Source organism: Rhodococcus sp. W8901, from assembly GCF_013348805.1.
In the GTDB taxonomy this organism is placed as follows: Bacteria; Actinomycetota; Actinomycetes; order Mycobacteriales; family Mycobacteriaceae; genus Prescottella.
This window is the reverse complement of the sequence record NZ_CP054690.1, coordinates 5,272,230-5,297,507: the sequence shown is the minus strand read 5'-3', so window position 1 is coordinate 5,297,507 and position 25,278 is coordinate 5,272,230. Positions and strand designations below refer to the sequence as shown.

The following is a 25,278-nucleotide window of genomic DNA, read 5'->3' as shown; positions in this document are numbered from 1 at the left end:
AGGCCGAAGATGCTGCGCTATGCCGGAAAACGGTTGCTGGCGGCGATTCCGCTGCTGTTGGTCGTACCGTTGTTGATTTTTCTGTTGATCGATCTGGCACCGGGTGATCCGGCGGTGATCCTCGCGGGGGAGGACCCGACCCCGGAGCGGCTCGAGCAGTTGCGGGCCACCCTGAATCTGGATCAGAACGTGTTTGTGCGGTATCTGGACTGGGTCGGGTCGGTGCTGCGCGGTGATCTCGGGGTGTCGCTGCTGTCGGACCAGTCGGTGGCCGAACTTCTGTTCCGGCGCATGGCGACCACGCTCTCGCTGGTCGGGTTCGCAATGGTGCTGGCCGTCGTGATCGGTGTGATTCTCGGGGTGCTGGGATCGCTGCGTCCGGGTGGCGTGGTCGACCGCGGTATCAACGTGATCGCGTCTGTTGCGATCGCAATCCCGGCATTCTGGTTCGGCCTGGTCCTGGTGTCGCTGTTCGCGGTGTCGAACCAGATCTTCCCCGCATTCGGCTACGCGCCGCTCTCGGACGGTGTGGTGCCGTGGTTCCAGCATCTGGTGCTACCGGGTGTCGCGTTGGCGCTGCTGCCCGCCGCGGAGGTGACGTTGCAGTTGCGGTCGTCCCTCGGGCAGGTGATGGGCAGCGACTACATCCTCAACGCGAAGGCACGCGGGTTGGGTCAGGCGAGCGTCGTCCTCAAACACGGGCTCAAGAACGCGTGTATCCCGGTGGTGACCGTGCTCGGATTCCGGGTCGCCGAGGTGCTCGGCGGTGCGGTGACGATCGAGATCATCTACAGCATGCCGGGCATGGGATCGCTCGCGGTCAACAGTGTGCAGAACCATGACGTGCCGGTGCTGCTCGGGTTCGTGCTGTTCACCACGTGTGTGGTGGTGATCGTGAATCTGTTGGTCGACATCTCGTACGGCTACTTCAATCCGAAGGTGCGCGCATGACATCGACATTGCCTACCGAAGCGCTCGGCGACAGCACTCCCGGCGTCGCCGGCCGAGTCTGGGGTTTCGTGCGTCGCCGCCCCGCGACGACGGTGGCGGGGGCGTTCGTGCTGCTGTTGGTGGTCATGGCGGTCTTCGCGCCGCTGCTGGCGCCCTACGATCCGTATGCGCAGGATCTGCTCGCGCGGCTGCAGCCGCCGTCGTCGGCACACTGGTTGGGGACCGATGACTACGGCCGGGACGTGTTGAGCCGGTTGATCTACGGTGCCCGGATCTCGTTGCAGGCGTCGTTGCAGGCGGTGGCGCTCGCGCTGGTGCTGGGCCTGCCGTTGGGTGTGATCGCCGGCTACAGCGGCGGCTGGGTCGATACCGTCCTGACCCGGATCATGGACGCACTGATGAGTGCGCCGTCGCTGGTCCTGGCGATCACGATCGTCGCGGTCCTCGGTTCGGGGATCACCAATGCGATGCTCGCGGTCGGTCTGGTGATGGCCCCACGGTTCTTCCGTGTCACCCGGGCATCGACGATGGACGTGCGGGGCGACACCTACATCGAGGCGTCGGTCGCGTTGGGCTGCACCACGTCCCGAACCATCGTCCGGCACATCCTGCCGAACGTGATGCCGCCGATCGTGCTGGTCATCTCGGTCTCGCTCGGCACCGCCGTGGCGGCGGAGGCGAGTCTGAGCTTCCTCGGCCTCGGCGCGAAGGCGCCGGCCGCGAGTTGGGGGTCGATGCTGTCCACGGCCGCGTCGAACATGCAGCTCGCGCCCTACCTGGTGTGGCCGCCCGGCGTGATGATCTTCCTGACCGTGCTCGCGTTCACCTACCTCGGCGACGGTGTGCGCCGCGCCCTGACGAGGAGTCGCAATGGCAGCAACTGACACCCTCACCCGTCCGCTGAACCGGGGAGCCGATCCCACCGCGCCCCTGCTGCGGGTGCGCGACCTCACGGTGCAGTTCCGCGCCGGCCGCAAGGACTGGGTCACCGCGGTCCAGGATGTGTCGTTCGACGTCGCCGCGGGTGAATCCGTTGCACTGGTGGGTGAATCGGGATCGGGCAAGACGGTCTCCTCACTCGCGGTGATGGGGTTGACCCCGGACACCGGTGGGCGGGTCTCGAACGGCAGCGTCGAGTTCGACGGGCGGGACCTGACGGCGCTGCCCGCCAAGGAGTGGCGCAAGCTGCGGGGCACCGGGATGGGGATGATCTTCCAGCAGCCCATCCGCAGCCTCAATCCCGCCTACACGGTGGGCGATCAGATCGCCGAGTCGGTGCGTAAGCACCTGGGGCTGGACCGCAAGGCCGCGATGGCGCGTGCGGTCGAGATGCTCGAGTTGGTGCAGATTCCGCGGGCCGCAGAGCGGGTGCGGGAGTATCCGCACGCGTTCAGCGGCGGCATGTGCCAGCGGGTGATGATCGCGATGGTCATGGCCTGCAACCCGAGGCTGTTGATCGCGGACGAGCCCACCACCGCGCTGGATGTGACTGTGCAGGAAACGATCCTGGATCTGCTCCGGGACCTGCAGGAGCAGACCGGGGTCGCGCTGCTGTTCGTCACCCACGACCTCGGCGTCGTCGCGGAACTGTGCGAGCGAGTCGTGGTGATGTACGCGGGCGAGGTGATCGAGGACGGCCGCGCCGCCGAGGTGTTCTTCCGCCCGCAGCACCCCTACACGTCCGGCTTGCTCGCCTCGATCCCGCGTCCGGGCCGGGGCGCCGACAGACGCCTCGCCGCGATCCCGGGCCGGATCCCCGCTGCCGGCGAGTGGCCGGTGGGTTGCCACTTCCACGACCGCTGCACCCATGCCCGCGCCGGTTCGTGCGACACCACGCATCCCGCGCTGACCGACACGACCGCGGGCCGGGCAGCGCGCTGCCTGCGTGTGACGGATCTGCAACTGCAAGGAGTGGAGGCCCCATGAGCCTGCTCGAGGTCACGAACCTGACCAAATCGTTCTCCACCCGTCGCGACTTCCTCGGCCGGAGAACCGGGTGGACCCATGCGGTGCGGGATGTCTCGTTCACACTCGATGCCGGCGAATGTCTCGCTGTCGTCGGAGAATCCGGGGCCGGTAAGTCCACCGTCGGTCGGATGGTGCTGCGCCTGATCGAACCCGATTCCGGCACCGTCACCTTCGACGGCGAGGACGTTCGGGCGGCGAAACCGGCCCGGCTGCGCGAGATGCGCCGCGGCATGCAGATGATCTTCCAGGACCCGCACTCCTCCCTCGACCCCCGGATGACAGTGGCCGACGCGGTCGCCGAACCGCTGCTCGTGCACTCCGACCTCGATCGCGTCGCCCGCACACAACGCGTCCGCGAGTTGCTCGACAAGGTCGGAATCGGCTCCCGCTACCTCGGACGGTATCCGGCCGAGTTGTCCGGCGGTCAGCTCCAGCGTGTCGCGATCGCGAGGGCGTTGACGCTCGAACCGAAGATGATCGTCTGCGACGAACCCGTTGCCGCGCTCGATGTCTCGGTTCGCGCGCAGGTCCTCAACCTGCTGCGGGACCTGCAGGAGGAACTCGGCCTGGCCTACCTGTTCGTGTGCCACGACCTGGCGCTCATCGAGGTGATCGCCGACCGGGTGATGGTGATGAGAGCCGGCGAGGTCGTCGAGACCGGCACCGTCAGCGACATCTACGACCATCCGCGGGAGGACTACACCCGGAAGCTGTTGGAGGCCATCCCGATCCCGATCCCACGATCGGCGCGCGTGGGCTGATCCGCGCCGCTCGGCGCGTTGGAGATCGAAATCGGCTCGTTCCGTGGACCATCTGGAGAGAACAAGAAACGTCGGAGGAGTGTGGAATGGGCACCGATACGCGAGGAACAGGTCTTCCCTGGGTCGAGGCAATCGCGGATTCCTTCCCGCGGTATTCGTTCGACGAGTTCCACACGATCCAGCTGCCGGCACTGAACGCCCGAAACGCCGTGCTGCTGGTCGATGATCTCGCGGGTGTGCCACCGCTGGGCTTCCGGGTTCCCGGCGGCCGGGCGTTCACCTGGGCCGCCACGGCTGACGGCATCCGGGTGGTGGAGGGCGAGCAGAACGCCGAGACGCTCGTCGAACTCGACGAGACGACGTTCTCGTCGTACCTGAACGAGCTGTTGACGGCGAGCGGTTCCGTTCGCACCGAGCGCGCGACGGTGGTGCGGGGCAGCCTCGACGGCTGGAAGCGATGGCAGCCGGCCACACGGTCCCTGATCTCGGGCCGGCCGATCTACACCGATGCCGTGCGGGGCACGCTCGTCGGGCTCGACGGCGAGCCCCTCGACCTGCTTCGTCGCTTCCCGGTCGACGGTGATCGCGACGAGATGCGTCATTTCCTCGACACCGCGGGATTCCTGCACGTCAAGGAGGTGTATTCCCCGGAGGAGATCACGACGTTCCGCGAAGAGGTCGAGTTCGTCCGGTCCCGGACGACCCCGGGCGATCCGTACTCGTGGTGGTCGCTCAATGCCGACGGTGACGAAGTGGTCACCCGCATCAATTACCTCGGTCGCCATTCGGAGGTGTTGCAGGAACTCTGTTTCGAACCTCGGATGACCGAATTCGCGCGCCTGGGCAACCCTGCCTTCCGCGTGTGCGATGACCGTCTCGACGGGCCGATGGTCTTCGTCAAGTCCTCCGACGTCGTCAAGGGTGACGGCGATCTCGGCTGGCACACCGATGACGGCATCGGTGGCCACCCGGTTCTGTGCCCGCTCATCCAGGCCGGAATCCAGCTCGACCACGCCGATCCCGAGAACGGTCAGCTCATGGTCCTGGCGGGCTCGCACCGGTACACCAACCACTGGCTGCAGTGGGGTGAGGAGGGCAACCTGCCCGTCGTCAGGCTCGAGACCGAGCCGGGTGACCTCACCCTCCACTTCGGCGACCTCATGCACAGCACCCCACCACCCGTCGGCCGGAATGCGGGTCGGCGCGCCCTCTACTACAAGTTCTCGGAAGAGAAGACGTTCGAGTGGGTGCCTCCGGGATGTCACTACAACGACGCACTCTTCCACGCCGATGCGACCGGCAAGGTGTCGGCGCGGGCCGCCACCCACTGACCGCCGGACGCCCGTCCGATCAGTCGACCTCGGCGAGCACGTCGGCGTTCTCCGGTTCGGGTGCGGTGGCGATGCCGCGTCCGCCCGGCGCCCACACACCGAGCACGACTGCGGTGACGAACAGGACCCCGGCGAGTACGAACGAGGCCTCCTGCATACCGTGCAGGAAGGACTCCTTCGCGAACTCGGCCAGCTGATCCCCCTGCGGGCCCGCGAGTTTGGAGACCTCGAGCGCGGCCGCGAGCGAGTCGCCGACGGGCTGCTCGGCCTGCTCGGGGACGGCATCGACCGCGGGCTGGATGTGCCGTCCGTAACCGGCTGCGAGGATGCTGCCCGCCAGTGCCACGCCGATCGCGGCGCCGATCTCGCGGGTGGCGTCGTTGACCGCGGACGCGACACCCTGATTGGCGGTCGGGGTGTTCTGCACGATGGCCGTGGTCGCGGGCGCGGTGCACAGCCCCAGCCCGAAGGCGGCGACCACGAGCGGCACGGCGACATCCGGGTACGAACTGGTCTCGTCGAGCCGACCCAGCAGGACCAGCGACACAGCCATGACCGTGAGGCCTCCGAACGTCATCGCCCGCAGCCCCAGCAGCGGAATGAGCAGCGGTGCCAGCACCGACAGCGCGAGCACCACGACGGCGATCGGGGCCAGTGCGAGGGCCGACTGCAGCGGCGAGTAGTCCAGGACCAACTGCAGGTGCTGGACGATGAGGAAGAACAGGCCGAACGTCGCGAAGAACTGCAGCAGAAGGGAAGTCGCTCCCACACCGAAGGTACGGTTGCGGAACAGTCGGACGTCGAGGAGGGGGTGCGCCACGCGGAGTTCGACCATCGCGAACACAGCGGCCGCGGCGAGCCCACCGACGACGGCCGCGAGCACGAGCGGGTCGAGCCACCCGCGTTGCGGTGCCTCGATGATGCCGAGCACGAACACCCCGATCGCCCCGGCGATGAGCACGCCGCCACGGACATCGAACGCCGACGGGTGTTCGTCGCGGGACGACGGGATCGTGAAGGACAGCGCGAACAGCACGGCCGAGACGGCCGCGAGCCCGATGAAGATCGAGTGCCAGGACCACTGCTCGAGCAGCAGTCCGGAGCCGATGAGACCGGCGATACCGCCGGATCCTGCGACGCCGGACCAGATGCCGACGGCCTTGGAACGCTGCGCGGCCGGGAAACTCGCGGTCAGGATGGACAGTGTCGCCGGCATGACGAACGCCGCGCCGATGCCCGAGGCCGCGCGGGCGCCGATCAGCCAGGCTGGGGAGTCGACGAGGATCGGCAGGGCGGAGGCGACCCCGAACACGAACAGGCCGAACACCAGCACCCCACGGCGGCCGTAGTGATCGCCCAGTGCGCCGGCCGGCAGCAGCAGGCACGCGAGGGTGAGGGTGTAGCCGTCGACGATCCAGGTGAGCTGGGACTGGGTGGCCCCGGTGTCGCGGGCGAGGTCGGGCAGCGCGGTGTTGAGGGCTGCCATTGCCGCCACGACGAGGGCCACCGCTGCGCACGACACGGTGAGGGTCCAGATCTGGCCCCACGTCATCCGCTCCGCGTTTCCGGTGTACTTTCCAGCCATGCGGGCCTCCCCGTACGAAACAAGACTGTCAGTATCGTAGGGGAACTGACGGTTCCACAAGAGGTGATGACGGATGGCTGGTGACGTAGCGGAAGTGACGGAGTCGGAGCAGGATCCGCGAAAGGCGCGTTCACGTGCGCGGTTGCTCGACGCCGCGACCACGCTTCTCGCGAAGGGGGGCACCGACGCCGTCACGATCGATGCCGTCACGAAACTCGCGAAGGTGGCGCGGGCGACGCTCTACCGGCATTTCGACAGCGGTACCGAACTGGTGGCGGCGGCCTTCGGACGGCTCATCCCGCCCGCCCCCGCGGTCCCGTTGTCGGGCGATCTGCGGACGCAACTGGTCGAGTTGATGGTGAGTCAGGCCCGGCTGATCGAAGAGGCGCCGATGCACGTGACCGCGCTGTGCTGGCTGGGAATGGGGCCGGCGCTCGACGACTACTCGAGCGCGTCCGATCTGGAGGGGGTCGACCATCCCCACGCGGACAAGCCGGAACTCAGGTCGCTGCGCGAGCATGTCGTCGTGCAGTACCGCACCGCGTTCGATCGCGTGCTCGGCACCGACGAGGCGCGCCGGTCCCTGGGTGATTTCGACTACGACCTCGCCCTCGCGCAACTGGTCGGACCGCTCGTCTTCACCAAGCTGGCAACCCTCGCACCGCTGGGGCCGGACGCCTGTGTGCGGATCGTCGACGACTTCCTCGCGGCCCGAGGTTCGCAGCCGGCGGCGGACACCCCGTCGGACGGCAGTTGACCCGCGTCACGGACCGTCCGGACCGCGGCCGGGCCGCAGCGCGAACGCGCGCAGCCGCGAGTACCCGCGGACCCGGAGCGGCCGCAACGACCTGAGCGTGACGCCGTCGTCGTCGGCGAGCATCGCCGCCAGGTCCGCGTCCACCAGGACGGTTCCCGGCCGGGCTGCGCTCGTCAGTCGTGCCGCGATGTTGACCGCCTCGCCGAACAGATCGCCGAACCGCATGAGCACCGATCCCGCCGCCAGCCCCACCCGAAGGTCGGGTCGATCCGTGTCGGTGTGCGCCGCGTACTGCAGCGCCAGCGCGATTCGCGCCGCGTCGGCCGCCTTCTCCGCCGCGAACATCACTTCGTCGCCGACGTTCTTGACCACCCACCCGCCGCCCTGCGTGATGATCGACGTCGTCTGCGATTCGAACTCCTCGAGCAGTGAACTCAGGTCGTCGACGCGGATCCGACGCGTCAGACTCGTGTACCCGACCATGTCCGCGAACCCCACGACGAGTGCCCGGTGGCTGGTGTCCTCGCCGACACTGCCGGACCGGCGCGCGGTGGCCGCCGCCAGATGCCGCCGCCACACATACGACTGCAGTGCTTCGACGGTGGGCAGCAGTTGCGATGTGAGCGACCCGACCGCGGTCCGCAGGGCTTGCTCGTCGAGCGTGCCGGACTGTGCGTGGGCGGTGGCCAGCTCGTCGGCCAGGTGCGAGTTCAGTACCGCAACCTGCCACTCGGCCAGCCGGGACATGGACTGCCCCAGCGCCCGGGTGGCGGCGACCGCGGCATCGGGGGCCAGCGCTCCACCGTCCACGAAACCCACCAGGGCGCGCAGGGCGGCGACGTCGCCGTCGGTGAACATCACGGCGTCCGGATCCGCGTCGATCGCGAATCCCATCGACACCCACAACCGCTGCGCCCGCTCGAGTGGCACGTCGGCGAGCTCGGCAATCTGGTCCCGGGTGTATCGCCGCGGGCCACCGAGCAGCGTCTGCTCGACCTCCGACTGGATGACGCCGAGCACACCGGCATCGAGGTTCTCGGAGAGCTCCACGGCAGGCCCCTTTCGCGACGAATTGCCCCAAGAGTGAATCACCGATCCGGGACGAGTGGCCGCTTCCGCCGACCCGTGGGTCGTCGGGGCTGTCGGTGGGCTGTGCCAGAGTAGCGGGGTAGGTTTCAGCGTTCTTGGTTTCAGTGTTCTTGGTTTCAGTGTTCTTGTAGGTATTCAGGAGGATCCACATCATGCCGCCCCGCAGACGTTCCGGATCAGGCTCGTCACCGGAACACCTCACCGCGGAGAACCTCGAGGCACTGGCCGCGGCCGTCGCCGAGGGGAAGCGCGCCACCGTGTACCTCCGCGAAGCCACGCCCAGCCTCGGTATCGAGGCGGGATGCTCGGCCAAAGTTGTTTCCGTGGAAGGAAATACGGTCATCATCCGCCCCAAGGGAGTCAACGACGAACTGCCGTTCGAGGCGGAGGAACTGCGCATGACGCGCACGGCGCCCGAGCCCCCCGCCAAGGCTGCAGCCAAGCCCGCGACCGCGCGCAAGGTCGCCCCGACCCCGGCCCCGGCTCCGGTGCCCGCCCAGGTCTCCACCCCGCGTCCCGCGGCGCGACCCACGCCGGCCGCGGCACCCGCGCCGGTGCGCGCGGCAGCGCCGGCTGCGAAGGCCGAGTCGGTGTCCGTTCCCGCGGTTCCCGCACCGGCACCCAGCGCCGCGCCTGCACCCCGCCGAACCAAGAAGGTCGCGGCGGGCAGCGTGAGCGTGACGATTCACGCCGGCCCCGAGAACGAGTGGACGGTCACCGTCGCGCATGGTGCGAAGCGCCCGAGCAAGGCGGTTCCGGTCAGTCCGGACGCGGTGGATCGCGCCGTCCGCGAACTCGGGGAGCCCGTCGCGCTCGAGGCCGTCCAATCGGTCATCTCCGCTGCTCGTGAGGCGGCGGAACAGCGGATCGAGGCATTGAGCAAGGAACTCGAGGATGCGCGACGGGCGCTCGAAGCGTTGGGCTCGACCACCTAGTCGGCGATTCGGTGACGATCGGGTCAACGAGGCCCGTCGGCATCGACGGAGGTGGGAAGGTTGCCGATAGAGTGTCCCGCCGACTCGCGCGCGCATGATCGCGGCGAGGGCGTGCATGCAGGGTAGTGCGCAGGCATGTGGCGGTGATCGACCGATGGCACATTCGTAGCGCCAACCGGGAGGGCAACATGCTCAAGCGACTTTCCTTGATCTTCGCGGCGTTGGCGGTGATCGCCGCCATGCTCGGAGTCGGCACCGCCACCGCCGCACCGCCGAAGGCGGTTCTCGGCGGTGGGTCCGGAATCGTGATCGACAACATGTACGAATGCACGCTCACCACCATCGGGCACGACAACGCCGGCAGGCTGGTCGGCATCACGGCGGGGCACTGCGGTGAGGCCGGGGCGGCGGTGGTGCCGGAGTCCGCACCCGACGCCGGGGTGGTGGGGCACTTCGCGGTGTCCAACCACGACTACGACTACGCCGTGATCGAATTCGATCCCGCGAAGGTCGCGCCGGTGAACACGATCGGCGAGGTCACCATCACCGGGATCGGTACACCGGCGCAGTTCCCGGCGGTCGCGTGCAAGCAGGGGCGGACCACCGGTCACACATGCGGCGTCGTGTACGGGGACGTGCTCCAATCGCAGGAGACGTGGACGCAGATGTGCGTCATCGAGGGCGATTCGGGCTCACCGGTCGTCGTCGGGACGACGCTGGTCGCGATGGTGAATGCCTATCTCGGCGTCGCCTGCCTCGGTCCCGAACTCGGCACCAACATGACGTCGATCATCGACAGCATCAACGCGACCGGTGGCCCCGGCGCCGGCTACAGACCGATCTAGGTGTAGTTCCCGTTTCGCCGATGTGCCGGATCCTCGTCGAGGGTCCGGCACATTCTCGTGGGCGGACCACGTCGTCCTTCAAGGTTTCCCGCTGTGTCGGTGCATGTGCGATACCCGGGCCGCCCGCTCCCACTTGACACGCCAGGTGTGACAGGCAACACTCCCTGTACCCGAACGAGCGATCGGTCGGTCTGTTCAGTTTGGCGGGTTCGCCGGGGTCCCACTGCTCGCGTCCCGAGTCCTGCTGTTGCCCTGTTGTCAACTGCCGAAAGGGGGCTGGTGCCATGCCCGACGCACGCCCTTGGATGTCGCTGTATCCGAGTGGAACGGTCACGGATCCGTCGATCCCGTTCGCGTCGCTCGTCGATGCCTGGAATGCCCGCGTCGCGGCGAATCCCGATGGTGTGGCCCTGCGCTACTTCGACGGTGTGCTCACCGCCGCCGAGGTCGACGAACAGTCCGACGCGCTCGCGGTCGGGTTGTCGGAGAAGGGGGTCCGGCGGGGTGACCGTGTCGGGATCTACCTGCAGAACATCCCGCAGTACGCCATCTCGATGGTGGCCCTGTGGAAGATCGGTGCGGCCGCCCTGCTCCTCAACCCGATGTATCGCGGAGCTGAACTGCGGCACCTGGTCGACGACGCGGGCACCGTCGGTGTCATCTGTTCGGACCGTTCTGCGGAGGAAACGGCGGACACGTTGCGGGGCAGCTCGGTCCGATGGCTGATCACCACGAGCGACCTCGACTTCCAGAACAGGTCGGACCCGAGGGTGTTTGCCGATCCGGTCCGGGCGACGAGCCGGGTGGGTGAGGACCTCGTGAACGTGGTGGCCCGCCATCGCGGTGCGCGTCCCCCGCGACCGGACGTTTCGGGCGACGATACGGCGATCGTCGCCTACACCTCCGGAACGACGGGCACTCCCAAGGCCAGCCTCAACACGCATGCGAACGTGCTCGCCGTCGCCACGACATTCGGTGACTTCGTCGGCACCGCCGACGGCGACGTCGTCTTCGCGATCGCGCCGCTGTTCCACATCACCGGTGCAGTGATCAACGCGGTCGTCGCCTTGATTCGTGACTGCACACTCGTCTTCGCGAATCGGTTCCACCCCGAGGTGACGCTCGAGACGTTCGTCGAGCACCGGGTCACGTTCACGATCGGATCCATCACCGTCTTCAACGCCCTCTACCGGGTGCCCGACGCCTCCCCGGAGCACTTCGCATCGGTCAAGGCGCTCTACTCGGGCGGTGCTCCGATCCCGCCGGCGACCGTCCGGAAGTTCGAGGAGCGGTTCGGGCACTACATCCACAACGCGTTCGGGATGACGGAGACGTCGTCCGGGGTGATCGCGGTTCCTCCCGGTGCCCGCGCACCGGTCGATCCGGCCAGCGGGTCGTTGTCGATCGGGATCCCGCTACCGCTGCTGGACGCTCGTGTCGTGAGTGCCGACGGCGAACCGGTCCTCGCCGGGACGGCAGGCGAACTGACCCTCGCCGGGCCTCAGATCATCGCGGGATATCTGGGTCGGCCGGAGGACACGGCGAAGACCTTTCCCTGCGGCCGGCTCCACACCGGCGACGTGGCGATCATGGACGAGCACGGATGGGTCTACCTGGTCGACCGGCTCAAGGACCAGATCAACGTGTCCGGCTACAAGGTGTGGCCACGCGAGGTCGAAGGTGTGTTGCACGAACACCCGGCCGTCTACGAGGCAGGTGTCACCGGCGAGCCGGACGACTATCAGGGCGAGAGGGTCGTTGCGTACGTGTCGCTCAATCCCGGCGCCCACGTGTCGGAGAGCGAGCTCGTCGCGTTCGTCGGTGACCGGTTGGCGGCCTACAAGCGGCCGCGGCAGGTGCACGTCGTCGACTCCATTCCCAAGACACTCACCGGCAAGATCCGCCGAACCGAACTCCGTGGCCGCGCCGGCGCCACGATGTGAGTTCCGTTCCACAGCAAACCAATTCTGACGAAAGCTGAAGAATCGTGACATCTGAAGTTGCCGAGAGAGAACGCCCCGGACAGGCGAACGCCACGGGCATCGGCTCGAAGAAGAAGTCGCTCCTGGCGAGTGCGGTCGGGAACGTGCTGGAGTGGTACGAATGGAGCGCCTACGCAGTGTTCGCGCCGTTCATCGCCGCGGTTGTCTTCGACAACTCGAATCCGGTGTCGGCCCTGCTGTCCACGCTCGCCGTTTTTGCCGTCGGGTTCCTGATGCGCCCGCTCGGCGGCATCGTGTTCGGGCGGATCGCCGACCGGCGGGGACGGAAATTCGTCCTGATCACCACCATGCTCATGATGGCCGGTGGCAGCCTGGTGATCGGCATCATGCCCACGTACGAGTCCGTCGGCGTCTGGGCCTCGGTGATTCTGTTGGCCGCCCGCGTTGTTCAGGGATTTGCGCACGGTGGCGAGTCCGCGACCGCGTACTCGTACGTCAGCGAGATCGCACCGCCGAACCGTCGAGGCATGTGGGGCAGTGTCGCCTTCATCGCGATCTTCGGTGGGTCCGTGCTGGCCTATTCGGTGGGTGGTGTCGTGACCTCGACGCTGTCGGAGAGCGCGGTCGCGCAGTGGGGTTGGCGTATCCCCTTCCTCATCGGTGCGGTTCTGGCGCTGGCAGCGCTGTACCTTCGCCGGAGCATGGAGGAGAGCGAGGTGTTCGACGCGCAGGACAACTCGGACGACACCCGCATTCCTCGACGGACCGTGGTCCGTGCCGTGCTGCTCATGATCGGTATGACGTCCGGCATCACCGCCGCGCACTACACCTGGACGTCGTACATCTCGACCTATGCGATCACCCAGGAGGGCATGAATCCCGACACCGCCTACTGGATGCTCGTCATCGCACAGCTGATCGCGCTCGTCTCGCTTCCCTTCTGGGGGCTGCTCTCGGACCGGATCGGTCGCCGGCCCATGTTGTTCGCGTTCGCGGGGCTGATGTTCGTGCTGCAGTTCCCGCTCACCGCGATGATCACGTCGTCGGGGTGGACGCTGCTCGTGGCGACGACCGTCGCGCTCCTGGTCGTCTCGATTCCCGCGTCGGTCCTGTCCGCGACGCTGTCGGAAAGCTTCCCGACCAAGCTCCGCACGCAGGCGATCGGATTCGCGTATTCGATCTCCGTCGCGGTGTTCGGTGGTTCCTCGCCCTACCTGAACCAACTCCTGGTGGGGCAGGGGATCGGGTGGGCCTTCAGCGTCTACATCATGGTGCTCTGCGTCTTCACCGGTGTCGCGTGCCTGTTCATGAGGGAGACCAAGGGAATCCGACTCGAGAACGTCTAGATTCCGGCCGACGGTGTCAGCCGCACACGGCACCGTCGGACGCCGACCCGACGAGCTTGGTGTACTTCGCCAGCACGCCACGGGTGTAACGGGGAGGCAGGGGCTCCCATCCGCTCCGGCGGGTGGCGAGCTCCTTCTCGTCCACCAGGAGATCGAGCACCCCGTTGGCGACGTCCAGGCTGATCCGGTCGCCGTCGCGGACGAACGCGATCGGCCCGGCGTCGACGGCCTCGGGGGCGACGTGCCCGACGCACAGTCCCGTCGTACCCCCGGAGAACCGGCCGTCGGTCAGCAGCAGCACGTCCTTGCCGAGGCCGGCGCCCTTGATCGCGGCGGTGATCGCCAGCATCTCCCGCATCCCGGGTCCGCCCTTGGGGCCCTCGTAGCGGATCACGACGACGTCGCCGGCCGTGATCGTCCCGTCCTCGAGCGCATCCATCGCCGCACGCTCACGATCGAAAACGCGTGCGGTTCCCTCGAATACGGACGAATCGAACCCGGCCGACTTCACCACCGCGCCGCCCGGCGCGAGCGTGCCCTCGAGGATCGTGATGCCGCCCGTGGGATGGATCGGTGAGCTGAGCGCGCGCAGGACCTTGCCGTCCGGGTCCGGGGGAGCGATCTCGGCGAGGTTCTCGGCGAGTGTGCGGCCGGTGACGGTGAGGCAGTCGCCGTGCAGCAGTCCGGCGTCGAGCAGGGACTTCATGATCACCGGGACGCCGCCGATCCGGTCGACGTCGATCATGACGTGACGGCCGAACGGTTTGACGTCGGCCAGGTGCGGGACGCGCGCCCCGACGCGAGCGAAGTCGTCGAGCGTGAGCGCCACCTCGGCCTCGTGTGCGATCGCCAGCAGGTGCAGTACCGCGTTGGTGGAGCCGCCGAACGCCATGACGACGGCGATCGCGTTCTCGAACGCCTCCTTCGTCAGGATGTCCGACGTGGTGATCCCGCGGCGCAGCAACTCGACCACGGCCTGTCCGCTGCGCCGGGCGAACCCGTCGCGGCGGCGGTCGGTGGCCGGGGGTGCGGCGCTGCCGGGCAGCGACATCCCCAGCGCCTCGGCCGCGCACGCCATCGTGTTGGCGGTGTACATGCCGCCGCAGGCGCCCTCGCCGGGACAGATCGCGCGTTCGATTGCGTCGACGTCCTCGCGGCTCATCAGTCCGCGCGAGCAGGCCCCGACGGCCTCGAACGCGTCGATGATGGTGACTTCCTTCTCGGTGCCGTCGGACAGCTTCGCGATGCCCGGCAGGATCGAGCCGGCGTAGAGGAAGACGTTGGCCAGGTTCAGCCGCGCGGCCGCCATCAGCATGCCGGGCAGCGACTTGTCGCAGCCGGCGAGCAGCACCGAACCGTCGAGTCGCTCGGCCTGCATCACCGTCTCGACGCTGTCCGCGATCACCTCACGGGAGACCAGCGAGAAGTGCATGCCCTCGTGGCCCATCGAGATGCCGTCCGAGACCGAGATGGTGCCGAACTCGAGCGGGTAGCCGCCGGCCGCGAACACGCCGTCCTTGCACGCGTCGGCCAGTCGGTCCAGCGACAGGTTGCACGGGGTGATCTCGTTCCACGACGACCCGATCCCGATCTGCGGCTTGTCCCAGTCGTCGTCGCCCATGCCCACCGCCCGCAGCATGCCGCGGGCGGCGGTCTTCTCGAGGCCGTCCGTGACGTCCCGGCTGCGCGGCTTGATGTCCGGTCCCGCGGAATCCTTCGAAGTGGTCACGGCGCTTCTCCCAACGATCGATCGTCACGGATGGCGGTGCTTTCGTCCATGTAACCACGCTGCATCTATCCGAGTTCGGTGGTTGTGGAGAACCCTCGGTAGCCGTCCGCGGCGATCTGCGCGCACAGGTTCCGGTAGTTGCCGACGCCGCCGAGATACGGCATGAAGATGCGCGGCTTCCCGGGGACGTTGGCACCGAGGTACCACGAGTCCGCCTGCATGTAGAGGCTGCCGACGGCGATGCCCGTCACGTGCTCCACCCACTCGTCCTGCGCCTCGAGCGTGGCCTCCGCGAACCGGGCACCGGTGCTGCGCATGTGGTCGAGGTAGCCGATCACCCACTCCACGTGCTGTTCGATCGACACCACGACGTTCGAGAGGACCGACGGACTACCCGGCCCGGCGAGCACGAACAGATTGGGGAACCCGGCCACCGAGAGGCCGAGGTAGGTGCGCGGGCCCGCCTCCCACGTGTCGCGCAGCGTCACCCCGTCCCGTCCACGGATGTCGATGGCGCCGAGCGCGCCGGTCATGGCGTCGAACCCGGTGGCGAAGACGATCGCGTCGAGTTCGTGGACGCCGGCGTCCGTGCGGATGCCCTCGGACACGATCTCCTCGATCGGGGTGGCACGCAGGTCGACCAGCTCGACGTTGCCGCGGTTGAAGGTCTCGTAGTAGTCGGTGCCGACACACACCCGCTTGGATCCCAGCGGATAGCCCTTGGGGCACAGCACTTCCGCGGTGACGGGATCGGTGACCGTCTCACGAATTTTCGAGCGCACGAACTCGGCGGCGGTCTCGTTCGCGGCGGCATCCGTCATGACGTCGCCGAACGTGGTCTGGAAGGCGAGCCCGCCCGCGGCCCAGCGGGTCTCGTACTCCTTGATCCGAACATCCGGTGCGGTCTCGAGTGCGAGTCCGACCGGCGGCGGGAGGATCCAGCCGCCGTGCGATTGCCGCTGCAGTTGCCGGCGCGCGGGGTAGTCGGCCTTGATCTCGGCGAGTTCGCCGGGCCCGAGCGGCCGGTTGCGTGCCGGAAGAACGAATCCCGGAGTCCGCTGGAACACCGTCAGCTCCGCCGCCTGTTCCGCGATGACCGGAATCGCCTGGACTCCCGACGAGCCGGTGCCGATCACGCCGACGCGCTTGCCGCCGAAGTCGACGCCCTGCTCGGGCCAGTTCGCGGTGTGGTGGATCTCGCCGGTGAACGTGGCCAGGCCTGCGATGTCGGGAATCCGGGCCGACGACAGCGGTCCGGTGGCCATGACGGTCCAGCGGGCCGTGACGGTGTCGCCGCTGTCGGTGGTGACCGTCCACAGCCCGCTCGCGTCGTCGAAGTGCGCCGACGTCACGCGAGAGCCGAAGGTGATGTCCTCACGCAGACCGAACCGGTCGGCGACGTGCTCGAGATAGCGCAGGATCTCCGGCTGGGCGGGGAAACGCTCGGTCCACACCCAGTCCTGCTGCAGGTCGTCGTCGAACGAGTACGAGTAGTCGGCGCTGTCGACATCGCACCGCGCCCCCGGGTACCGATTCCAGAACCACGTGCCGCCCACACCATCGCCGGCCTCGAACAGTCGAACGGTCAGACCGCGCCGGCGCAGGCTGTGCAGCGTGTACAGGCCCGCGAACCCGGCACCGACGACGACGGCGTCGTAGGTGGGTGTGGAGGACGCAGTGGATTCTCGGGATTCTCGGGACGTGCTGTCGGGCATCGCGGTCGACCTCGTTTCGTGGTGGTTGGGAGGGGTGCCAGTAGCATCGGTGCGGGTGTCCCGCTGATCAGGCGGGTGCGACGGGAGGCGTACGAACGTGGATGCAGGGGTGCCGGATCGGCTGGGCAGGCCGGCGCTGCAGGACCCCGCGTCGCTGCCGAAGGGGCAGCGGGAGCGCCGTCAACGGATCATCGATGCGGCCGGTGAACTGCTCGTCGACGACGACTTCGAACGCATCCAGATCCGCGACGTCGCGGAACGGTCGGGGGTCGCCCTCGGGACCGTGTACCGGTACTTCACGTCCAAGGAACACCTGTACGCCGCCGTCCTGCGAGACTGGTCGGCGACCGATCCGATCAAGCACGGCGGCGCACCCGATCCGGAACTGCCTCCGGCCGAACGGATCCGGATTCGCCTACACCACTCGGTCCACCGGTTCGAGGAGTGCCCGACGTATCTGCGCCTGCAGAACGTGTTGCGCCAGTCGGCCGATCCGATCGTGTGTGCGTTGTTCGCCGAGTTCTCGGCGCAGGTGCTCGGCTCGTACCGCGAGCAGTTGTTCGATCTGCCGGACGAGGACGCCGCGGACGTCGTCGCGGTCGTGACCGCGGTGCTTGCACACGAGCTGATCCTGTTCGGGCTCGGGCGCCAGGACGTCGCCGAGGTCCACCGACTGCTCGACCGCACGGTCGACATGATCTTTCCGCCCGCGACGGCGCGCTGAGCCGCTTCCGCCTCGCGGGTAGTCACCGGCTCCGGTGTGACCGTTGTCATAGCTACAGACTAGAGTTAGATTCTAGTTCATGACAAGAGTGGTGCAGGACAACCGAACTGAATTGGATTCCGCGCTCCAGGCCGTCGCGAACGCGGTTGCCGGCGCCGGGCTCCCGCCGATGGTGGAGTTGGATCCGGACGACGCGCGCCTCCGGATCCGGGGTGCGCTGCAGTCGTGTGCCGCCGGACCCGAGGTCGCCTCGGTCACGACGCACGCAGTGGACGAGTACGTCACGGTCCGGCTCTACCGCCCCGGGGAACCCCGGGTCGCGGGGACGATCGTCCACTTCCACGGCGGTGGTTGGGTCACGGGGGATCTCGACTACGCCGATGCCTTCTGCCGGCTCATGGCGGACGCCGCCGGTGCCGCGGTCGTGAGTGTGGACTATCGCCTCGCACCCGAGCATCCGTTCCCGGCCGCGATCGACGACGCCATGACGGCCCTGCGCTGGGTGGCCGGCGCCGCGGAGGGCCTGGAGCCGCGGATCGTCGTCACCGGCGACAGCGCCGGCGGCAACCTGGCTGCGGTGTGCGCCAATCTCGTCGGCGCCGACGGTGACATCGACGTCGTCGGGCAGGTACTCGTCTATCCGGTCCTGGATTCCGATCTCACCCGCGCGTCGTACGACGCCAATTCGGGTGTGTTCCTCGGCGCCCGGGAGATGCGGTGGTTCCTCGACCACTACTGCCCGGACCCCGCCGAGCGGACGTCGCCGCTGCTCGCCCCGATCCGTGCCGCGGACCTCTCGACCACTGCTCCCGCGGTGGTGGTCGTGGGCGGTCACGATCCGCTGCTCGACGAGGGGGTCGAGTACGCCGAACGACTCGCGGCCTCCGGCGTCGCCGTGGACCTGCTGGACTACCCGTCGCTTCCGCACGGGTTCCTCCAGTTCACCGCCGTCTCGGGTACCGCGCGCACCGCGGCGGACCGGATTGCCTCCGCTGCCGCTCGGCTGCTCGAAACCGGTGCCAGCAAAGTGAACTCGACCGTCGGAGACGAACATGCATGATCTGGTGATCCGTGGGGGCCTCGTCGTCGACGGAACCGGGACCGAGCCTCGTGCAGCGGACGTGGCCGTCGACGCCGGCCGCATCACCCTGGTCGGTGACGTCACCGAGCGGGGACGCCGCGAGATCGACGCCGCGGGTCGGCTCGTCACGCCCGGCTTCGTCGACATCCACACCCACTACGACGGCCAGGTCACCTGGGACCCACTGCTGACGCCGTCGTCGCTGCACGGTGTGACGACGGTGGTGATGGGCAACTGTGGCGTGGGGTTCGCACCCGTCGTACCGGAACAACGTCACTGGTTGATCAGCCTGATGGAGGGTGTCGAGGACATTCCCGGAAGTGTTCTCGCGGAAGGGATGACATGGAACTGGGAGACCTTCCCCGACTATCTCGACGCGATCGACACGCCGCACGCGATCGACTTCGCGGCGCAGCTACCGCACGGCGCGCTCCGCACGTACGTCATGGGCCGTCGGGGCGGTGACCATCTCGCCCGGCCCACCGACGAGGAGATGGAGCGGATGCGCGACCTCGTGGCCGAGGCGGTCGAGGCCGGCGCGCTGGGCTGGTCGACGTCGCGGTCCGCGGTGCACAAGACGTCCAACGGTGAGCCGACGCCCAGCCTCACCGCGTCGCGCGAGGAACTGACCGGACTCGCGCTCGGCCTCGCGAAGGCCGGTGGCGGTGTCATCGACTTCATCTCGGACTTCATGGACGAGCCCGAGGAGATGGAGTTCGTGAGCGCGATCGTCGAAGCGGCCCAGCGGCCGATGTCGGTGTCGATCGTGCAGAGCGACCGGGCCCCGGACAAGTGGCGTTCGCTGCTCGACGGTCTGTCGGAAATCTCTGCGAAGCAGAACATTCCGATCACCGGTCAGGTGGCGCCCCGGGCGGTCGGCGTGATGCTCGGCTGGGAGCTGAGCTGGCACCCCTTCATGGCCTACCCCAGCTACGCGGCGCTCGCCGACCTGCCGCGCGAGGAGCGGGTGGCGCGGCTACGCCGTCCGGAGGTCCGGGCCACGATTCTGGCCGAACGGCCGGTGACGGACAGCGAGTTCGTCGAGCGGCTCTCCACCAGGTTCGATCAGGTCTACCTGCTCGGCGATCCGCCCAATTATGAACCCGGACCGAATGAATCCGTTGCGGCGCTGGCCGAGCGCAACGGTGTGGCGCCCGCCGTGGTGGCATACGACGCGATGATGGAGTGCGGCGGGCGGGGACTGCTGTACTTCCCGATGCTCAACTACGCGGCCGGCAATCTCGACGCGGTGCGGGAGATGATCGCCCGCACCGACACGGTGCCGGCGCTCGGCGACGGCGGCGCCCACTGCGGCGCGATCTGCGACGCGAGCTTCCCCACGACCCTGCTCACGCACTGGGGGCGAGACCGTAAGGCCGGCGGGCTGTTCCCGATCGAGTGGCTCGTCAAGCGGCACACCGTCGACACCGCCGCCGTAGTGGGATTGCTGGATCGCGGTCAGGTACGGGCCGGGTACCGTGCCGACCTCAACGTCATCGACTTCGACAGGTTGCAGGCGGATCGTCCCGAGGTGCTCTACGACCTGCCGACCGGAGGCCGGCGGCTGATGCAGACCGCGTCGGGGTACGTCGCGACCGTCGTCGCCGGTGAGATCGTATTCGAGAACGGGGAGCACACGGGCGCGCTACCCGGACGGCTGGTGCGCGGCGCCCAGCCCGCTCCGGACGCGGCCGGCGCCTCCTGAAGCGGGGAAGTCCCCGTCACTCCGCGGAGTGACGGGGACTTCCCGTTCGGGGACCGGGTGGAACCGGAGGGGGTCAGTTGGACTTGAAAGCCTTGTCGAACAGGATGATTCCGTCGACGGTCGGATTGGCCCGATACACGTCGGGCGACCACGCGACGTAGTTGGCCCCGGCACCCCACGAGAGGAACGGCTGGTCGGTGTTCACGAGCTTCTGGATGTCCACGATCGCGGCCCGCTTGGCGGTCTCGTCGGGAGCCGAGAGCACCTTGCTGAGCAGCTCGTCCATCTGCGGATTCTTGTAGCTCAGAATGTTGTTCGTCGAGGTGCTCGACAGCGAGCTGTACAGCCGGATCTCGGGCGCGACGTCCGCGATGCTGTAGGCGCCGTAACTCATGTCGAAGTTGCGGTCGATGTAGAGACGCTTGACCATGTCGGTGATGCTGCTGGTGTACTCCAGCGCCACGTCGAAGCCGACCGAGTTCATCTGTGCCTGAACGGCGAGCGCGAGCTGCTGTGCATCGGGGTCGTTGACGCCGACATAGGTGAGCTTGCCGTCGAAGCCGTCGGCCTTCGCCCGGTCGAGCAGTTCCTTCGCCTTGGCGGCATCGGGGCTCACGCCGCTGACGTCACCGAACCACTCGGACCACGGCTGGAACATGTCGGTGCCCGGCATGCCCTCGCCGGCGCGCACGCGCTGGTTGAGGACCTCGGGATCGACTGCGTACGCGATCGCCTGGCGGACGCGTGGATCCGCAGCGGGACGTCCCGGCGCGCCGTTGAGCTGGCCGACCATCGACATGCTCGTGGTCTCGATGTAGCCCGGGAACTCGGCCTTGGCGGCGTTGACGGTCTGCGCATTGCGGAGGTAGATCATGTCGACGCCGTCGGTCTTCAGCGCGTCGACCTTGGGCTGTTCGCCCGCGATGGCGACGAACTTCAGGCCTTCGAGGTTCGGTGCGCCGCCCCAGTAGTCGGCTCGGGCCTTCAGCTGGAGCTCCTGCTGCGGCTGGAGACTGACCACCGTGAACGGGCCGGCGCCGATCGGGGTGAACTTGTCGCCCTGCTGGGACGCGGGCGCGACGATCATGCCGTGCCCGTAGGCGAGCATCGCGGGGAAGGTCCGCCACGGCTGCTTCAGCGTGAAGACCACCGTCGAGGGATCCTGCGCGACGTTGCTCTGTACCATCTGCGTGTAGACCTGCGAGTTGGCGCCGCGACGCTGGTTGTACCGGTCGATGCTGGCGACGACCGCGTTCGCATCCAACGGTGTTCCGTCGCTGAAGGTTACGTTGTCGCGAAGCTCGAGCGTCCACGTCAGGTGGTCGGCGCTCTCGTCGAACGACTTGGCCAGCTGTGGCTGGAAGTCCTTCGACTGTGTGTCGTACCGCATCAGGACGTCGTAGACCGCCGCCATCTCGGTGCCGCCGGTCGCGCCGGCCGGCTGGGTCACCGTCGGGTCGAGACTCGTCACGGGGGCGTACGACGCGAAGCTGACCGTACCGCCCGACACCGGCGTCCCACCGTCGCCCTGGTCGCCCAGGATGCCGTAGGCCGTGGTCGTCGTTCCGGACGACCCGTTGTCGTCGGACCCTTCCGCACTCGCGCAGCCGGCGAGTGCGACCGCGCCGGCGACCGCGACCGCCAGCGTGCGGCCGAGCCTTCTCGAATACTTACTCATGAACCAACCTCCACGCTTTTGGGGTTGACGCCTGCCCGCCGGTACGAGCCAGGTGACGCGTCCGCATGATCGAGTTGAATCTCGGGACTCGACAGGGCTATGCGCCCGGCCGCCGAGTGCTGGACGGAGGGTGTTCCAATCCACTCGGTCCATTGCGACACGGACTCTAGCTGGCCCGACACCGCTGAAAAAGAATGAAATGCAGAACCTCCATCTCAGTGTGTCGCAGAGAAATTCGTGAGTTGTGCACACGGTCGGGCCGCAGTGGAGGAGTGGACTGTTTGCGCCCGCGCTGCGGGGCAAATGAAACGTTCGACCGGCTCGGCAAAACCGAATCGCGTCAGGTCTTGTGCAATTGAGAAATGCATCCTAGATTAGCGAGGCGCAGGTTTGTATAGACAAAGTTCTCGTCCTGCTGCGCGGGCTTGCGGCCGGTTCCGGTCGGTCGTCCGCGTGACCCGCGTGACCATCGGCGGCAGCACCAGGCGGGAGGATTCTCTCGATGTACCAGGTAATGGGTGTGTTGGACGTGTTCCGGAACGTGTGGAGAACCGCCGTCCCGTGACCGACCCTCAGCACGTCCTGCTGGCGCAGGAGCTGATCGCCCGGATCCAGTCGGGGGAGTTCAGCGTCGGAGACAAGCTGCCGACGGAGCACGAATTGTGCGAAAGCCGATCCCTTGCCCGCGGCACGGTGCGTCAAGCGCTCAAGCATCTCGAGGATGCCGGGATGATCAGTCGGCGCCGCGGTGCCGGGACCACTGTGTCCTCCCCGGTCACGATGGGCGGACACCAGGCGTTCGTCACGAGCAGGGCCGGCATGTTGTCGTTCGTCCGGCACACTCGAATTCGGCACCCGGTGACCAATAGTGTTGTGGTGGACCGTGAGTTGGCCGCGCTGACGGGTCTGCCCACGGGTACCGAGTGGTTCTGCGTCAAGGGTCCACGCGTGATCCGTGAGTCGGATCTTCCGCCCATCTGTTGGAGCGAGCTGTACCTGCGGGCGGATCTGCCGTATCGGGACATGCTGCTCACCGCCAAGTTCGACATCGCCAACCTCGTGCGGCAGCGCATCGAGCAGGAAGTGAGTGCCACGCGACTCGCGGGTGCGGTCTCCGAGGCGCTCGATGTGGAGAGTGGAAGTGCCGCACTGGTTGTCGTGCATCGGTATTTCGACTCGAGTGACGTTCTCGAGGCGGTCGGGGTCCACATCCATCCGGCGGATCGCTATCGCGTCGCAACGTCGGTCGGCTCGCAGCTCACCGCCGACTGACGTCCCGCGCACCTCGCCGGGCGTCCGAAGCCCGGTCGGAAAAGCTACTCGGCGGTACTTTGACCCCGGGTACTGACATGAATTCTATTGTGCGTTAGCCTCTTCGAAACAGGGTGTGACGCACATCTCATCTAGGGGGTTCGGTGCTCGGCAGCAGCTCGGCGACGGGATCGCCCATGGACGGATCCGGCCCCGACCGCGTCTACGTCGGCAGTGTGGTTCGGTCCATGACAGGTGCCGACGGCGCGACGGCGTTCGCGATCTCGAACGGCCGTTTCGTCGCGGTCGGTACCGACTCGGATATTCGCGCGCTGGGCGGCCCCGGTACCGAGATCGTGGACCTCCGGGGGTGCACGGTTCTTCCCGGCTTCATCGAGACGCACGTGCACCCGCACATGTCGGGGATGAACGGCACGACCGTGGACGCCGGAGTGGATTCGTGCCCGGACATCGGGACACTCGTCGAGGCTCTGTCGACGCGCGCGGCGACCACCGCAGCCGGATTGCCTGTGGTGGCGTCCGGTTTCGACGACAGTCTGGTCGCCGAGGATCGTGGCCTCACCGTCGACGATCTGGATCGTGCCGCGGGGGATCGGCCGGTCGTCGTCCGACACCTGTCGGGACACGGCGTTTACGTCAACTCGTTCATGCTGCGGAGCAATGGCATCGATCGTTCCACCCCGGATCCCGAGGGCGGGGTGATCGTGCGCGACGCGTCGGGTAACCCGACCGGCGAGTTCCGTGAGATTCCTGCCATGCGACTGGTGGTCGGTCCGGACGAGAGCATGCCGTCCGGCGACGACCTCGACGCCGCGCTGCGTTGTGCGCTCGAGAAGATGGCCTCCGCCGGTGTGACGAGCTTCCACGACATGTTCGTGACACCCCCCATGATCGAGTCCTATCGACGTCTTCGTGATTCGGGCGAGCTCACGCTGCGGGGGCGCCTGTACGCCGGCTTCGGCACTCTGGACGGCTTCGCCGTCGACACCGACGGCGGTTGGGATGCCGACGATTTCCTGGGTGTGGGCGGTGTGAAGCTGATCTCGGACGGCTCGATCCAGCTGCATACGGGCGCACTCTCGGAGCCGTACCACGATCTCGGTGAGTGCCATTGCGGCGAGATGGCGATTCCCTCCAGCGACTTGGACGAGATGGTGGCGCGATGCCACGGCGCCGGACGTCAGGTCGCGATCCACACCAACGGTGACCGCGCAATCGACCTCGCACTCGATGCGATCGAGAAGGCGTTCGCAGCGTCCGGGAGCGCCGGCCTCCCACACGCGGGTCTGCAGCACCGATTGGAGCACGTCCAGACGCTTCGTGAGGACCAGATCCAGCGCATGCGCGAACTCGGCGTCGCTGCCTCGGTGTTCGTCAATCACGTCTACTACTGGGGCGACCGCCACCGCGACCGCTTCCTGGGTCCGGAACGCGGCAGCAGGATCAGTCCGGTGGCCTCGATCGCCGCGGCCGAGGTGCCCTCCGCGCTGCACTGCGACAGCCCCGTCACCCCGGTCGATCCTTTGTTCACGATCCACACGGCCGTGAACCGAATCACCCGTGAGGGCGACGTCCTCGGCCCGCAGCAGCGGGTCGAGGCGCTGACCGCCGTGGGCGGATACACCGCGTCGGCTGCTCGGCTCGGCGGCGAATCCGATGTCAAGCGATCGATCCGTCCCGGCCTGTTCGCCGACTTCGTCGTCCTCGGGGACGACCCGCTGACCTGTGATCCCCTCGCGATCAAGGACATTCCAGTTCTCGCGACCGTCTTCGGCGGCGACGTCGTGTACGCGGCCGAGAGACTCAGCTGCGTTTCCCCAGCTTCCCCAGTTTCCCCATAGCTCTGCAATCACTTCCTGAAAG

Annotated in this window: 20 protein-coding genes; 15 read left to right on the top strand and 5 right to left on the bottom strand. The window is 67.6% G+C overall.

Translation table 11 applies throughout. The features are described 5' to 3' along the window. Positions 1-9 precede the first annotated feature (9 nt). The 5 genes from HUN07_RS24620 (at position 10) to HUN07_RS24600 (ending at position 5,011) form a co-directional block, all read left to right on the top strand. Positions 10-951 carry an ABC transporter permease gene (locus HUN07_RS24620; protein ID WP_114722124.1) on the top strand — a complete coding sequence of 314 codons (942 nt, stop codon included), beginning with the start codon at positions 10-12 and terminating at the stop codon, positions 949-951. Next, complete coding sequence (locus HUN07_RS24615; RefSeq protein WP_254622667.1) at positions 948-1,835, top strand: ABC transporter permease; 888 nt, start codon at positions 948-950, stop codon at positions 1,833-1,835. Before HUN07_RS24620 ends, HUN07_RS24615 begins: the two co-directional genes overlap by 4 nt. After that, positions 1,822-2,877 carry an ABC transporter ATP-binding protein gene (locus HUN07_RS24610; RefSeq protein WP_174913654.1) on the top strand — a complete coding sequence of 352 codons (1,056 nt, stop codon included), beginning with the start codon at positions 1,822-1,824 and terminating at the stop codon, positions 2,875-2,877. The genes HUN07_RS24615 and HUN07_RS24610 overlap by 14 nt, the downstream gene beginning before the upstream one ends. Continuing rightward, positions 2,874-3,680 carry an ATP-binding cassette domain-containing protein gene (locus tag HUN07_RS24605; RefSeq protein WP_114722122.1) on the top strand — a complete coding sequence of 269 codons (807 nt, stop codon included), beginning with the start codon at positions 2,874-2,876 and terminating at the stop codon, positions 3,678-3,680. Before HUN07_RS24610 ends, HUN07_RS24605 begins: the two co-directional genes overlap by 4 nt. Positions 3,681-3,766: 86 nt before the next feature. Beyond that, positions 3,767-5,011, top strand: a complete 1,245-nt coding sequence (locus tag HUN07_RS24600) for a phytanoyl-CoA dioxygenase family protein (protein ID WP_174913653.1) — start codon at positions 3,767-3,769, stop codon at positions 5,009-5,011. 19 nt (positions 5,012-5,030) lie between these two features. Here HUN07_RS24600 and HUN07_RS24595 read toward each other — a convergent pair whose 3' ends face one another. Further along, positions 5,031-6,596 carry an MFS transporter gene (locus HUN07_RS24595; protein ID WP_174913651.1) on the bottom strand — a complete coding sequence of 522 codons (1,566 nt, stop codon included), beginning with the start codon at positions 6,594-6,596 and terminating at the stop codon, positions 5,031-5,033. 73 nt (positions 6,597-6,669) lie between these two features. On the opposite strand from HUN07_RS24595, the gene HUN07_RS24590 reads away from it, so the two are divergent. After that, positions 6,670-7,353: a TetR/AcrR family transcriptional regulator gene (locus tag HUN07_RS24590; protein WP_174913649.1), complete on the top strand. Its 684-nt coding sequence runs from the start codon at positions 6,670-6,672 to the stop codon at positions 7,351-7,353. A gap of 6 nt (positions 7,354-7,359) precedes the next feature. On the opposite strand, the gene HUN07_RS24585 is transcribed toward HUN07_RS24590, so the two are convergent. Next, positions 7,360-8,403 carry an adenylate/guanylate cyclase domain-containing protein gene (locus HUN07_RS24585; RefSeq protein WP_174913647.1) on the bottom strand — a complete coding sequence of 348 codons (1,044 nt, stop codon included), beginning with the start codon at positions 8,401-8,403 and terminating at the stop codon, positions 7,360-7,362. A 191-nt stretch (positions 8,404-8,594) separates the two neighbouring features. Here HUN07_RS24585 and HUN07_RS24580 point away from each other — a divergent pair, with 191 nt between their 5' ends. The 4 genes from HUN07_RS24580 (at position 8,595) to HUN07_RS24565 (ending at position 13,511) form a co-directional block, all read left to right on the top strand. Beyond that, entirely contained in the window at positions 8,595-9,377 is a 783-nt protein-coding gene (locus HUN07_RS24580; protein WP_114722118.1) for a DUF6319 family protein, read from the top strand. Positions 9,378-9,565: 188 nt separating this feature from the next. Further along, positions 9,566-10,222: a S1 family peptidase gene (locus HUN07_RS24575; RefSeq protein ID WP_174913645.1), complete on the top strand. Its 657-nt coding sequence runs from the start codon at positions 9,566-9,568 to the stop codon at positions 10,220-10,222. Between the two features lie 305 nt (positions 10,223-10,527). Continuing rightward, the gene (locus HUN07_RS24570; RefSeq protein WP_254623051.1) at positions 10,528-12,165 is read left to right on the top strand and encodes a class I adenylate-forming enzyme family protein; all 1,638 of its coding nucleotides are present in this window, start codon (positions 10,528-10,530) and stop codon (positions 12,163-12,165) included. Between the two features lie 44 nt (positions 12,166-12,209). Beyond that, entirely contained in the window at positions 12,210-13,511 is a 1,302-nt protein-coding gene (locus HUN07_RS24565; protein WP_114722115.1) for an MFS transporter, read from the top strand. A gap of 16 nt (positions 13,512-13,527) precedes the next feature. Here the strand turns inward: HUN07_RS24565 and ilvD are convergent, their stop codons facing one another. Both ilvD and HUN07_RS24555 read right to left on the bottom strand, forming a co-directional pair. Next, on the bottom strand, positions 13,528-15,240 hold the full coding sequence (ilvD, locus tag HUN07_RS24560) for a dihydroxy-acid dehydratase (protein WP_174913642.1): 1,713 nt from the start codon (positions 15,238-15,240) through the stop codon (positions 13,528-13,530). 65 nt (positions 15,241-15,305) lie between these two features. Then, a complete protein-coding gene (locus HUN07_RS24555; protein WP_174913639.1) occupies positions 15,306-16,955 on the bottom strand; it encodes a flavin-containing monooxygenase in 1,650 nt (549 codons plus the stop codon). A gap of 97 nt (positions 16,956-17,052) precedes the next feature. Here HUN07_RS24555 and HUN07_RS24550 point away from each other — a divergent pair, with 97 nt between their 5' ends. The 3 genes from HUN07_RS24550 (at position 17,053) to HUN07_RS24540 (ending at position 20,465) form a co-directional block, all read left to right on the top strand. Next, entirely contained in the window at positions 17,053-17,679 is a 627-nt protein-coding gene (locus tag HUN07_RS24550; protein WP_174913636.1) for a TetR/AcrR family transcriptional regulator, read from the top strand. A 79-nt stretch (positions 17,680-17,758) separates the two neighbouring features. After that, positions 17,759-18,739: an alpha/beta hydrolase gene (locus HUN07_RS24545; protein ID WP_254622666.1), complete on the top strand. Its 981-nt coding sequence runs from the start codon at positions 17,759-17,761 to the stop codon at positions 18,737-18,739. Then, positions 18,732-20,465 (top strand): N-acyl-D-amino-acid deacylase family protein, encoded by a 1,734-nt coding sequence (locus HUN07_RS24540; protein ID WP_174913633.1) that lies wholly within the window; start codon positions 18,732-18,734, stop codon positions 20,463-20,465. Before HUN07_RS24545 ends, HUN07_RS24540 begins: the two co-directional genes overlap by 8 nt. A gap of 73 nt (positions 20,466-20,538) precedes the next feature. Here the strand turns inward: HUN07_RS24540 and HUN07_RS24535 are convergent, their stop codons facing one another. Beyond that, positions 20,539-22,143 carry an ABC transporter substrate-binding protein gene (locus HUN07_RS24535; RefSeq protein ID WP_174913631.1) on the bottom strand — a complete coding sequence of 535 codons (1,605 nt, stop codon included), beginning with the start codon at positions 22,141-22,143 and terminating at the stop codon, positions 20,539-20,541. 561 nt (positions 22,144-22,704) lie between these two features. On the opposite strand from HUN07_RS24535, the gene HUN07_RS24530 reads away from it, so the two are divergent. Both HUN07_RS24530 and HUN07_RS24525 read left to right on the top strand, forming a co-directional pair. Further along, the gene (locus HUN07_RS24530) at positions 22,705-23,415 is read left to right on the top strand and encodes a GntR family transcriptional regulator (RefSeq protein WP_174913628.1); all 711 of its coding nucleotides are present in this window, start codon (positions 22,705-22,707) and stop codon (positions 23,413-23,415) included. 176 nt (positions 23,416-23,591) lie between these two features. Further along, positions 23,592-25,256, top strand: a complete 1,665-nt coding sequence (locus tag HUN07_RS24525; protein ID WP_174913625.1) for an amidohydrolase — start codon at positions 23,592-23,594, stop codon at positions 25,254-25,256. Positions 25,257-25,278 lie beyond the last annotated feature (22 nt).